This is a genomic window from Marinobacter azerbaijanicus (genome assembly GCF_030250645.1).
GTDB classification, from domain to species: domain Bacteria; phylum Pseudomonadota; class Gammaproteobacteria; order Pseudomonadales; family Oleiphilaceae; genus Marinobacter; species Marinobacter azerbaijanicus.
On record NZ_JASSVS010000026.1, the window covers coordinates 1 to 12788 of the forward strand.

9 protein-coding genes and 1 pseudogene are annotated in these 12788 nt (G+C 65.1%); 5 read left to right on the forward strand and 5 right to left on the reverse strand.

Annotation, left to right across the window (positions count from 1 at the left end; genetic code table 11):
- Nucleotides 1–314 precede the first annotated feature (314 nt).
- From arcD to arcC, 4 genes are all read left to right on the forward strand, one after another.
- The gene (gene arcD, locus QPM17_RS22620; protein WP_285394002.1) at nt 315–1742 is read left to right on the forward strand and encodes an arginine-ornithine antiporter; all 1428 of its coding nucleotides are present in this window, start codon (nt 315–317) and stop codon (nt 1740–1742) included.
- A gap of 67 nt (nt 1743–1809) precedes the next feature.
- Nucleotides 1810–3066 (forward strand): arginine deiminase, encoded by a 1257-nt coding sequence (arcA, locus tag QPM17_RS22625; protein ID WP_285394004.1) that lies wholly within the window; start codon nt 1810–1812, stop codon nt 3064–3066.
- A gap of 10 nt (nt 3067–3076) precedes the next feature.
- The gene (locus QPM17_RS22630; protein WP_285394006.1) at nt 3077–4087 is read left to right on the forward strand and encodes an ornithine carbamoyltransferase; all 1011 of its coding nucleotides are present in this window, start codon (nt 3077–3079) and stop codon (nt 4085–4087) included.
- A gap of 45 nt (nt 4088–4132) precedes the next feature.
- Nucleotides 4133–5065: a carbamate kinase gene (gene arcC / locus QPM17_RS22635; RefSeq protein WP_285394008.1), complete on the forward strand. Its 933-nt coding sequence runs from the start codon at nt 4133–4135 to the stop codon at nt 5063–5065.
- 12 nt (nt 5066–5077) lie between these two features.
- Here the strand turns inward: arcC and QPM17_RS22640 are convergent, their stop codons facing one another.
- The 5 genes from QPM17_RS22640 to QPM17_RS22660 form a co-directional block, all read right to left on the reverse strand.
- Nucleotides 5078–5653 carry a TetR/AcrR family transcriptional regulator gene (locus tag QPM17_RS22640; RefSeq protein ID WP_285394013.1) on the reverse strand — a complete coding sequence of 192 codons (576 nt, stop codon included), beginning with the start codon at nt 5651–5653 and terminating at the stop codon, nt 5078–5080.
- Between the two features lie 86 nt (nt 5654–5739).
- Nucleotides 5740–6864: an ABC transporter permease gene (locus QPM17_RS22645; RefSeq protein WP_285394014.1), complete on the reverse strand. Its 1125-nt coding sequence runs from the start codon at nt 6862–6864 to the stop codon at nt 5740–5742.
- 2 nt (nt 6865–6866) lie between these two features.
- Nucleotides 6867–9602, reverse strand: a complete 2736-nt coding sequence (gene rbbA, locus QPM17_RS22650) for a ribosome-associated ATPase/putative transporter RbbA (RefSeq protein ID WP_285394015.1) — start codon at nt 9600–9602, stop codon at nt 6867–6869.
- Nucleotides 9599–10672 (reverse strand): HlyD family secretion protein, encoded by a 1074-nt coding sequence (locus QPM17_RS22655; RefSeq protein ID WP_285394016.1) that lies wholly within the window; start codon nt 10670–10672, stop codon nt 9599–9601. The genes rbbA and QPM17_RS22655 overlap by 4 nt, the downstream gene beginning before the upstream one ends.
- Nucleotides 10673–10683: 11 nt before the next feature.
- The gene (locus QPM17_RS22660) at nt 10684–12150 is read right to left on the reverse strand and encodes an efflux transporter outer membrane subunit (protein ID WP_285394017.1); all 1467 of its coding nucleotides are present in this window, start codon (nt 12148–12150) and stop codon (nt 10684–10686) included.
- A gap of 362 nt (nt 12151–12512) precedes the next feature.
- Here QPM17_RS22660 and QPM17_RS22665 point away from each other — a divergent pair.
- Nucleotides 12513–12788, forward strand: a pseudogene (locus tag QPM17_RS22665) (MFS transporter); the annotation flags it as partial.

Below are 12788 nucleotides of genomic sequence, written 5' to 3' on the forward strand. Positions count from 1 at the left end.
AACGCGTGATCTCCGAAGAGGCCTTTGCCCGCTGGCACTACATTCTCGACCCGACCCATGTGTGTTTCTTCAGCGAAGCGAGCTTCGAATGGCTTGGCAGGCATTTACACATGAGGGTCGAATTCCCCGGTGCCGACGTGGCGTTGATGCAAAAGCTATAGCTCATTACTGCGTCGCTCACTAAACCAACGCTAATGTTTTTCACCACCTGTGCTTGATTTAGGCAGCGGTTTTTTTGTTGATCTTGGTCAAGAACTATCTCTTTCCTCTGCCAGATACTGTGAATTCATTCCCTGCACAAGCAGAGGTGGGTGATGTCGCAGTCAGAGCAGAAACTGAAGCTTGGCGCGCTTATCGCGTTGGTAGTGGGCTCCATGATCGGGGGTGGCATTTTCTCCCTGCCACAGAACATGGCGACGAGCGCCGGACCAGGCGCCATATTGATCGGCTGGACAATCACCGGGGTCGGCATGCTGACGCTGGCCTTCGTGTTCCAGTCCCTGGCCAACCGCAAGCCCGAACTCGACGCCGGCGTCTATGCCTACGCCAAAGCCGGCTTTGGCGACTACATGGGCTTTTCATCGGCCTGGGGATACTGGCTCAGCGCCTGGATAGGCAATGTCAGTTATTTCGTGTTGCTGTTCAGTGCGCTCGGCTTCTTTTTCCCCGTCTTTGGCGAGGGCAATACGTTGGCAGCCATTATCGGCGCCTCGCTGGTGTTGTGGTGCGTGCACTTCCTAATATTGCGCGGCATCCGAGAGGCGGCATTCGTCAATTTGGTCACCACGGTGGCCAAGGTCGTGCCCCTGGTGCTGTTCATCGTGCTGACCGCCGTTGCATTCGAACTCGAGCTTTTTACCCGTGACTTCTGGGGGACGGGAAGCCTCGAGCTCGGCAGCGTGATGGATCAGGTGCGCAACATGATGCTAGTCACCGTCTGGGTCTTCATCGGCATCGAGGGGGCCAGTGTCTATTCGGCGCGCGCCAAGAGACGCGCGGACGTGGGACGCGCCACGGTGATCGGGTTCGTCGGGGTGCTCCTACTGCTGGTGCTGGTCAACGTATTGTCGATGGGGGTCATGAGCCAGGCGGAGCTGGCGGGCCTGAGCAATCCCTCCATGGCGGGGGTCCTCGAACGCGTCGTCGGGCGCTGGGGGGCGATCCTGATCAGCGTGGGGTTGATCGTGTCCCTGGCCGGAGCGCTGCTGGCCTGGACGCTGCTGTGTGCCGAAATCCTGCATGCGGGGGCGCGCGATCACACCATGCCCCGCTTCCTGCGCAAGGAGAATACCAAAAAGGTTCCCGTCAACGCGCTGTGGGTGTCCAACGGACTGATCCAGCTCTTCCTGATCATCACGCTGTTCAATGATGCCACCTACCTGAGCCTGCTGTACTTGGCCACCTCGATGATTCTGGTGCCTTACTTCTGGTCGGCCGCCTACGCGCTGCTGCTGGGGGTGCGCGGTGAAACCTACGAGGCCGCGCCCGCCGAGCGTCGCAAGGATACGATCGTCGCCCTGGTCGCCACGCTTTATGCGGTGTGGCTGGTCTATGCCGGCGGCGTCCAGTACGTCCTGCTTTCCGCCCTGCTCTACGCCCCGGGAGCGCTGTTCTTCGCCAAGGCCAAGCGCGAGCTCGGCGAGCCGGTCTTCACCTCGATAGAGAAACTGATCTTCGCTGCGGTACTGATCGGCGCCGCGATCGCCGTTTATGGGCTCTATGCCGGCTTCCTCTCTCTCTGAGCGAGTTCGGATCGCCGTACCGTCATCGCTATCTCGCATGCCGGTCGCATGCGCACAAGGAGGCATCATGTCATCTACATCTCCCCAACTGGGTGTTCATTCCGAAGCGGGCAAGCTGCGCAAGGTGATGGTCTGTTCGCCTGGCCTGGCACACCGGCGGCTGACGCCGAGCAACTGCGACGCGCTGCTGTTCGACGACGTACTCTGGGTCAGCCAGGCCAAGCGCGACCATTTCGATTTCATGACCAAGATGCGCGAACGGGGCGTGGAAGTGCTGGAAATGCACAACCTGCTGACCGAAACGCTGGAGAATCCCGACGCCAGGCGCTGGATCCTGAATCGCAAGATCGTCGCCAATCATGTGGGCGTCGGCCTTCAGCGGGAAGTGAGGGCCTGGCTCGATGAAATGGCTCCCCGGGCGTTGGCCGAATATCTCATCGGCGGCGTTTCGGGAGAGGACCTCTCCGGAACCCACGGCGGCGAAGTGCTCAAGATGTTCCGCGATTATCTGGGCCACTCCAGTTTCATCCTGCCGCCCTTGCCGAATACCTTGTTCACGCGAGATACGACCTGCTGGATCTATGAGGGGGTTACCTTGAACCCCATGCATTGGGAGGCCCGCCGGCAGGAAACGCTCCTGACGACGGCCATCTATCGCTTCCATCCCGAATTTGCCGACGCCGGCTTCCCGGTCTGGTACGGCGACCCCGACGTCGATCATGGCCTGGCCACGCTCGAGGGAGGAGACGTGATGCCCATCGGCAAGGGCGTCGTGCTGATCGGCATGGGGGAGCGCAGCTCGCGGCAGGCCATCGGCCAGTTGGCCCTGTCGTTGTTCAAAGCCGGCGCGGCCGAGCGGATCATCGTCGCCGGGCTACCCAGGTCACGCGCTTCGATGCACCTGGATACCGTATTCACCTTTTGCGATCGCGATCTCGTGACGATCTTTCCCGAGGTGGTGGCAAGCATCGTGGCATTCAGCCTGCGTCCGGACGAGAGCAAGCCGGGGGGGATCGACGTACGCCGGGAAGAGGAGGGATTGCTCGACGTCGTGGCCGAGGCGCTGGGATTGCCGATGCTGCGGGTCGTGGAAACCGGCGGGGACAGCTTCGAGTCCGAGCGCGAGCAGTGGGATGACGGCAACAATGTCGTGGCCTTGGAGCCTGGCGTCGTCATCGGCTATGACCGCAATACCCATACCAACACCTTGCTGCGCAAGGCGGGCGTGGAAGTCATCACCATCAGTGCCAGCGAGCTCGGCCGTGGACGGGGCGGCGGGCGCTGCATGACCTGCCCGATCATCCGCGATCCGATCGACTATTGAGGAGCCTTCCATGGCGTTCAATCTCCACAACCGCAGCTTGCTCAGCTTGATGCACCACAGCGAGCGCGAGCTGCATTACCTGCTCGATCTCGCGTGTGACCTCAAGCGCGCCAAGTACAGCGGCACCGAACGGCGGCATCTCAAGGGCAAGAACATCGCCTTGATCTTCGAGAAGACCTCCACGCGCACCCGTTGCGCCTTCGAGGTGGCCGCCTACGACCAAGGCGCCAACGTGACTTACCTCGGCCCGGACTCTTCCCAGCTCGGGCACAAGGAGAGCATGAAGGATACCGCGCGGGTGCTGGGACGCATGTACGATGCGATCGAGTATCGAGGCTTCAAGCAGCATGTCGTCGAGGAGCTGGCCAGGTTCGCCGGGGTGCCGGTCTTCAATGGCCTGACCGAGGAGTACCATCCGACGCAAATGATTGCCGACGTGCTGACCATGCGCGAGCACAGCGACAAGCCGCTACATCAGATTCGTTATGCCTACCTGGGGGACGCTCGCAACAACATGGGCAACTCCCTGTTGCTGATCGGCGCCAAGCTGGGCATGGACGTGCGCATTGCCGCGCCCAGGGAGCTGTGGCCGGACGCGTCGCACATCGAGGCTTGCCAACGCTTCGCCGATATCAGTGGCGCGAGGATGACGCTTACCGAGGATCCCAGGGAGGCGGTAAAGGACGTCGATTTCATCCACACCGATGTCTGGGTCTCCATGGGGGAACCGATGGAGACCTGGGGCGAGCGCATCGAACAGCTGCTTCCCTATCAGGTCGATGCCGAGCTGATGCGGGCTTCCGGCAATCCGCGGGTGAAATTCATGCATTGTCTCCCCGCTTTCCACAACACTGAAACCGGGATCGGCAAACAGATCGCCGACCGTTATCCGCATTTGGCCAATGGCATCGAAGTGACCGAAGAGGTGTTCGAATCATCGGCTTGCATCGCCTTCGAGCAGGCGGAAAACCGCATGCACACGATCAAGGCGGTGCTCGTCGCCACGCTGGGCGATATCTAGCGGAAGGGCGTCCAGACATTCGCCGTCGCACAAGGAGACCATGTCATGCGAATCGTTATTGCGTTGGGAGGCAACGCACTGCTCAGGCGCGGTGAGCCCATGACTGCCGAGGCCCAGCGCGGCAATATCAAGGTCGCATGCGAACAGATCGCCAAGGTGGTACCCCGCAACGAAGTGGTGATCGCGCATGGCAATGGCCCGCAGGTGGGGCTGCTGGCCCTGCAGGCTTCCGCCTATACGGAGGTCGACGCCTATCCATTGGATGTGCTCGGTGCGCAGACCGAGGGGATGATCGGCTACATGATCGAGCAGGAGCTCGGCAACCTGCTGCCTGCCGAGGTGCCTTTCGCCACACTGCTCACCCAGGTGGAGATCGATGCGGCCGATCCCGCTTTTCGACATCCGAGCAAGCCCATCGGCCCGGTCTACACGGCGGATGAAGCGGAGCGGCTGGCGAAGGAGAAAGGCTGGAGCATCGCACCGGACGGCGACAAGTTTCGTCGAGTGGTCCCCAGCCCCCGACCAAAGAGGATCTTCGAGATTCGTCCGGTGCGTTGGCTGCTGGAAAAGGGCGCCGTGGTGATCTGCGCCGGCGGGGGAGGCATTCCTACCGTCTATGACGAGAACCGGAAACTGCACGGGGTCGAGGCGGTGATCGACAAGGATCTCTGCGCGGCGCTGCTGGCCGAGCAACTGGAGGCCGACCTGCTGGTGATCGCCACCGACGTCGCCGCTGCCTATGTCGACTGGGGTACGCCTGATCGGAAAGCCATCGCCCGGGCGCATCCGGATGCTCTGCAACGCCTCGAGTTCGCCGCTGGTTCCATGGGCCCCAAGATTCAAGCGGCCTGCGATTTCGCCAGACACACCGGCAAGGAGGCCGTCATCGGTGCATTGGCCGATATCGAGGCAATCGTGAGGGCGCGCGCGGGAACGAGGGTTGCCACCGCCACGGCGGGTATCGCCTTTCGTGACTAGGCGACGGCTCGCTCAGGAGGGCTCCAGTAGCTCGTGCAGCATGTGGAAATGCGCCCCGCGCATGGTCTCGAATGTCTCGGGGCGGAGATCGTCCGCGAAAACGATTCTCCATACCGCTGCATGCAGTACCGGTGAGATCAGCAGGCTGGGCTCATCGACCAGCGCGCCATGGCGAAGTTCGCCCCGTTCCGCCGCTGCCTCGAGCTTCGCTTTCTGCTCGGCGAGAAACGGGTCGACGAACATCTCGCGCCAGTGGCTCACCAGCCTCGGAACGCGGTGGCCCTCCGCTATCAGCAGCTTCAGGGTGGCCAGGACATCGGGGTCGCTCAGCCGATCGTAGAGATGCGCGACGAAGGCGTGGATCGCCTCCCGCGGCGAGTCGCCAGGGCACGGCGGCCATTTCCGGTGGGGGGAGGTCGGCATCAGCGTCTTCCTGAGCAGGGCTTCGAAAATGGCCTCCTTGCTCCTGAAATGGGCATAGAGCCCACCCTTGGAGAGGTTGGCGCGTTGGGCGATGTCCTCCATGCGCGCCGAGGCGAAGCCGTGGGCGGAGAACTCGGTCAGGGCGGCGCGCAGGATCTGTTCCATGCGGACCTCGGGGGGAAGGCGTTGCCGCTTGCGTGCGCCGGAGGGGGTGGAGGGAGTCGGCAAGGTCGGGCGCTCCTCGGTTGGCATCAGGCCATCCGGCTGATGGTCTTGCGAAATCGGGCCAGGGAGAGCGCGAACAGCGCGCTGCCGATCGCCATCAAGGCCAGGAAGGGCCGCCAGACCACCTCGAGGCCGGCGCCGCGATAGAGGATGGCCTGGCCCAATTCGACGAAATGGGTGGTCGGCGCCAGCAGCATGACGTGCTGCACCAGTTCCGGCATGCTTTCGCGCGGTGTGGTGCCGCCGGAAAGCAACTGCAGGGGCAGCAGGACCAGGACCATCAACATGCCGAATTGCGGCATGTTGCGCGCCAGGGTGGCCATGAAGATCCCCATGGAGGCGGTGGCGAAGAGATGCAGCGCCGCTCCGGCCACGAACAGCGTGATCGAGCCCTCGACAGGCACGCCCAGTGCCCAGCGCACCACCAGTTGGAGCGAGAACAGGGCGGCCAGCAGCACCACCAGGCCCATCGACCAGACCTTGGCCAGCATGATTTCCAGGGGCGTAACCGGCATTGCCAACAGGTGTTCGACGGTGCCGTGCTCACGCTCGCGGATCAGCGCCGCGCCGGTGAGGATGATCGAGAGCATGGTGACGTTGTTAATGATCTGCATCAGCGAGCCGAACCAGGCCTGTTCCAGGCTCGGGTTGAAGCGCGCCCGCAGCGCAAGATCGATCTGCGCAGGGGCGGTGTCGCGATAGCGCCGTACGAACTCGTTGACCTCGTCCATGACGATCTGCTGCACGTAGGTATTGCCGGTGAAGGCCTGGCTCATGCGCGTGGCGTCTATGTTGAGCTGCATCGACGGCGCACGGCCGGCCAGTACGTCGCGCTGGAAGTTGGGCGGGATGTTCAGGACGAAGGTGTAGCGTCCGGCGTCCAGCCCCGGGTCCATCTCGGGCAGGCCAATCATCGCGGGGGGCGTGAATTGCGGCGGATAGAAGGCGGAGGCGATGCGTCCCGAGAGGGGCGAGTCGTCCTCGTCGACGATGGCGATGGGGGCGAGGTGCAGGCTCTCCGGGATCGCCGTGGCACCGGTATAGACCGAGACGCTGCAGACGTAGACGATGAGCACCAGCATGACGGGATCGCGCGCCAGGCTCCAGAGCTCCTTGATGCCGAGGCGGTAGACGTTCTTGACGCTTTGCATCGCTAGCGCTCCTGCTTCTTCAGTAGCGCAATGGCCAGCCCCATGATCACCGGCACCGCGACCAGCAGGGGGACGAACAGCGCGTATAGGTCGCCCAGGCCCAATGCCTTGCCGAACACGCCCCGGCTGATGGTGAGCATGTAGGTGGCGGGATAGATCTCGCCGATGAGGCGTCCGCTGCCTTCCAGCGAACTGACCGGGTGGATCATGCCGGCGAACTGCACGGCCGGGATCAGCGTGCCGATCATGGCGAAGAACATCGCCGCGATCTGGCTGCGCGTGAGGGTGGAGGCGAGCAGGCCCATGCCGGTGGAGATGACGGTGTAGATCGACACGGCCAGCAGCAGGGTGGAGAAGCTGCCGGTGATGGGCACCCCGAACAGCGTGACCGCGAGCAGCGCCATGAGCAGGAAGTTGACGAGCGCCAGGACGACATAGGGCAGTTGCTTGCCGAGCAGGAATTCGCTGCGTGTCACCGGCGTGACGTAGAGATTGACGATCGAGCCCATCTCCTTCTCGCGGACCACGGCCAGCGCGGTGAGCATCGCCGGGAGCATCAGCAGCAGAAGCGGAATCACCGCCGGCACCATTGCCGGCAGGCTGCGCACGTCGGGATTGTAGCGGTAGCGGGTCTCGATGCCGGCCGGACCATTGGCGTAGGCGCCGCCCATCTCCTGCGTCTTTTCCATCAGCCATTGCCGGTGGATGCCCTGAACGTAGCCGCGCACGGTTTCGGCGCGCTGAGGCATGGCCCCATCGATCCAGGCGGCGATCTCGACCTGACGGCCGCGATGCACGTCGCGGGCGAACCCGGGCGGAATCTCGATCGCCAGGGACAGTTCGCCACTGCGCATGCGGCGGTCGAGCTCGTCGTAGTCGGCCAGCGGCTCGCGCTCGATGAAGTAACGCGAGCCGGAGAGATTCAACGCATAATTGTGGCTCAGGGCGGTCTGGTCGCGGTCGAGCACCGCATAGGTGAGGTCCTCCACGTCGAGGCTGATGCCGAAGCCGATCACCAGCATCAACAGCAGGGAGCCGAGCAGGGCGAGGGTGCCGCGTACCGGATCCCGTTGCAGCTCCAGTACCTCGCGCCACAGGTAACTGCCCATGCGCTGCAGGCTGAAGTGACGGTGCCGTCGCTCCGGCGCGGGAGCGGCGGGCCGCACCGTCGGCACCTCGGGCGGCGGCACCGGTTCGCTGGCGCCCGCCTCGAGCAGGTAGCCGATGAACGCCTCTTCGAGGGTCGCGGCATCGCGCTTGGCGACGAGCGCCGAAGGGGCGTCGCTGTCCAGCACGCGGCCGGCGTGCATCATTGACATGCGGTCGCAACGCTCGGCCTCGTTCATGAAGTGGGTGGAGAGGAAGATGGTCACCCGGTCGCGACGCGACAGCTCGACCAGCAGGCGCCAGAAGTTGTCGCGGGCGATGGGGTCGACGCCGGAGGTCGGCTCGTCGAGGATCAGGAGTTCCGGCTCATGCACCATCGCCACCGCCAGTGACAGACGTTGACGCATGCCCAGGGGCAAGCTCCCGGGCAGCGCACGGCGCATCTCGCCGAGCCCGAAGCGCTCGAGCATCTCCTCCACCCGGGGCTTGACGTGAGCCTCCGGCACGCTGAACAGGCGCGCATGCAGGACCAGGTTCTGCTCGACGCTCAGCTCGCCATAGAGCGAGAACGCCTGGGACATGTAGCCGACCCGCCGGCGGGTCGCGAGGTCGCGAGGGTCGACCGGGTTGCCGAACAGCCACGCCTGCCCCTCGCTGGCCGGCAACAGGCCGGTGAGCATCTTCATGGTGGTCGACTTGCCGCAGCCGTTGGAGCCGAGGAAGCCGAAGATCTCGCCGCGGCGGATGCGGAAGCTGACATGGTCGACGGCGACGAACTCGCCGAAGCGCATGGTCAGTTCCCGGGCCTCGATGGCGATCTCGCCCTCGCTCTCCTCAAGGGGCGGAATCCGCACCGGCTCGTAGCCGCGCTTCCTCTCTTCCGGCAGCAGCTCGATGAAGGCCGATTCGAGCGAGTCGCTGGCGGTGCGCTCGAGCAGTTCCCGCGGCGTGCCGGTGGCCAGTATTCGCCCGGCATCCATCGCCACCAGCCAGTCGAAGCGCTGGGCTTCGTCCATGTAGGCGGTGGCGACCAGCACGCTCATCTGCGGGCGGTCGACGCGCAGCCGTGCGATCAGTTCCCAGAACTGGGCGCGGGCCAGCGGGTCGACGCCGGTGGTGGGCTCGTCGAGGATCAGCAGGTCGGGATCGTGGATCAGCGCACAGCACAGGCCGAGCTTCTGCTTCATGCCGCCGGAGAGCTTGCCGGTGGGGCGGGCCAGGAATGCATGGAGCCCGGTGCTGCGGGTCAGGTCGTCGATGCGGCGCCGCCGCTCGGCGACGCCGTGACCGAACAGGCGAGCGAAGAATTGCAGGTTTTCCTCCACCGACAGGGTGGGATAGAGATTCTTGCCGAGGCCCTGGGGCATGTAGGCAATGCGCGGGCATACCGCGTCGCGGTGGCGTTTTCCGGCCATGTCGCCGCCCAGCACCTCGACCTTGCCCTCCTGCACGGCGCGGGCGCCCGCCAGCAGCGAGAGCAGACTGGACTTGCCTACGCCGTCAGGACCGATCAGCCCGACCATGCCGCCCCCCGGAATGGCGAGGTCGAGGCCGTCCAGCGCCCGGGCCTTGGCGTAGCTCAGCCGGACTCCTGTCAGGACGGCGACCGGCGGCGTTTCGAGCGGACTCATTGCAATACTCGGCCGAACAACTGGGCCGGCCATTCGGCCTCGGCGTCGAGCTTGACCCAGGCCACGCCGGGCAGGCCCGTCTTCACCTGCTCGAGGTGGCGCTGCAGCAGCTCGCGATCGATCTGCGCACGGACCCGGAACATCAGTTTCTGCCGCTCGGACGCGGTCTCCACCGTCTTGGGCGTGAACTGCGCGCTGCTGGCGACGAAGGTGACGCGGGCGGGGATCGCCACGTCCGGGGCGGCATCCAGCACGATACGCGCCTCGCTGCCGAGCGCGATGCGACCGGCGAGCTCCGAGGGCAGGAAGAAAGTCATGTAGACATCGGCCAGGTCGATCAGGTTGAGTACCCGTCCACCGGCACCGAGGACTTCGCCTGGCTGGGCGACGCGGAACTGCACGCGGCCGGCGCGGGGCGCAGTGAGTTCGCTGTCGCGGATGTCGGCCTCGATGCGGGTGATGGTCGCCCGGGTCGCGGCGACGCTCGAATGCGCCCCGGTGACCTGCGCGCGGGCCGCCTCGATGGCCGAGCGGGCGGCATCGACCTGGGCCCGGGCGGCGGCCACCGCCGCCCGGGCAGTGTTGACTCGGGCGCGATCGTCGTCGAGTTCCTGAGCCGATGAGGCGCCTTCGAGGGCGAGCGCCTCGGAGCGTGCCAGTCGACGCCGTGCGGCATCGAGCTCGCTTTCGCGCTGGGCCACCACCGCCTGGGCGGCGATGCGATCGCTCTCGCGCAGGGCGACCTGGGCCTCGGCGCTGAGCACGGCATTGAGCGCCTGCTGGTGCTGGGCCATGGCCTCGTCGCGCTGGGCCTCCAGGGTCTCCACCTGCATGCGGGCCAGTACCTGGCCGGCGGCAACGAAGTCGCCGTCGACGACCAACACTTCCGCCACGCGCCCCGCCAGCTTGGTGGCGACGTCGATTTCGGTGGCCTCGATACGGCCATTGCCGCTGGCAAAGCCTTCGCCAAGGCCGGCGTCGTCGCGCAGCTCGTTCCGCAAGTAATAGCCCCCTGCGGCGATGATCAGTGCGGCGGCGACGCCAGCCAATGTCTTGATGGGAAAGCGCATGTCGGGACTCTTCAATCGGTGTGCGGATGGGGGGCGAGGGCGCTGGCGATGTACCGTTCGCCTCCGCCCAGGGCGGCATAGAGGGCGATACGCGCCGATGTCAGTTCGCGGCGCCTCTGCACCCACTGTTGCTCGGCCTCGAGCAGGTCGCGCTGGGCATCGAGCACCTCCAGGAACGTCACCGCGCCGCGTTCGTAGCGCAAGTCTGCCAGGCGGGCGCGTTCGCGCTGGACCTCGAGCATGGCCTGGGCCATCTCGACCTGCTCGGCCAGCCAGCGCTGTGCCGCCAGCGCGTCGGCGACGTCGCGGAACGCTTCCTGAATCGTGCGTTCGTACTCGACCACCGCCTGCTCATGGCGTATCTCGGCCAGATCCAGGCTGGCACGCCGTCGGCCACCATCGAAGATCGGCAGCGAAAGCGTGGGGGAGAAGCCCCAGGCGCGACTGCCGGTGCCGAACAGTCCGTCGAGTTCGGCACTGGCCGTACCGGCACTGCCGGTGAGGGCGATACGTGGGAAGAATGCCGCGCGCGCCGCGCCGATGTTGGCATTGGCCGAGCGCAGGGCATGCTCAGCGGCGCGGATGTCTGGCCGATGGATGAGCAGCTCCGACGGCAGCCCGGGAGGCGGCGCACCGGGCGCCTCGACGTCGACGAGTCGCTCCGGCGGGAACGGCGCCTCGATGAACGAGCCCGTCAGCAGGGCCAGTGCATTGGCTTGCTGGGTCCGGGCAAGCTCGAGCTGGGCGTCGAGTGCCCTTGCCTGGTGCAGCAGCACCTCGACCTGCTTCAGGTCCAGCGCGGCGGCGGCGCCCACCTCGACGCGGCGGTTGAAGATGCGCAGCGACTCCTCGCGGTTGGCGACCGTCCGGCGTGCCAGGGAGAGGCGCTCGTCGAGTTCGCGCAAGCGATAGTAGTCCTCGGCGATCCGGGCGATCAGGCTGAGCTCGGCTGCGCGCCGGGCTTCGTCGGTCGCTAGGTATGTCTCGAGCGCGGCTTCGTCGAGGCTGCGCACTCTACCCCAGAAGTCGAGTTCCCAAGAGGTGAAGCCGACGCCGACCTGGTACTGGCTGGCGGTTTGAGGGGCGCCGGTGAGATTCAGGTCGCCGGGCACGCGGGTACGTTCGCCGCTGGCGCCGAGCGCGATGGTGGGTCCGCGGTCGGCACGCTGGATACCGTGGGCGGCACGCGCCTCTTCCACGCGCAGGAGGGCGCTCCTGAGATCGTGGTTGTCGGCCAGCGCCCGTTCGATCAATGCCTGCAGGCGCACGTCGGTGAAGTAATCGCGCCAGGCGATCCTGGCCGCCGGTGGTTGCGACGTATCCGCAACGGGAACGCCGCGATAGGCGGCGGGCAGGTCGATGTCGGGCGGCGCATGGGGCGGTGCCAGCGAGGTGCATCCGGCCAACGCCGCCAGCGCCGCCACGACGCCGGCGCTTTTGCAGCGGGTGAGAAACAGCACGGCGAAGAAGTCGAGCATGTTAGTGAGACCCAGTCCGTGTCGCCATGAGAATGCGTATTGGCGAGTCGAGGGGTAATTGCGTCGGCATGTGAGGCCCAATTCTGAGGAATCGATGCTTCCCGTCTCGCATATGGCGTCCTGGCTGTCATTACGCTGCTGATGGCGCGGTGGTGAACGATGGTATTATCCGGCAGCTCTTGCCGCCGGCACTTGATCGAGGTCAATGCAACGACCGGCCGACCGGTTTTGTTGGGCCATTGACAACCTTCCTGCTCGGGGTATATTGCGCGACAGCTCCTGCGCATGGGCAATGTGACAGGTATCCGTCAGTCATTTCTGTCACTCTCTCTTGTCCCTCTACATGCCTGTGAGGCTCATTCATGTCGCGCCAACTGCTGGCCATGGCCCTGGCTCCCCTGCTGGGGCTCTTCATCCTGGGGATCGGCAACGGCTTCCTGGCCACGCTGATTACCCTGCGGCTGGATGCGGCCGGTGAGTCGCCGGTGGTCATTGGCTGGGTCTCCTCGGCGTACTTCATCGGCCTGGCACTGGGGGCGATGTTCAACGACCGACTATTGCTGCGTATCGGCCACATCCGTGCCTATGGCAGCTTCGCCTCGCTGGTGGCGGTCACCGTGTTGATGCAGGCGCTCTTC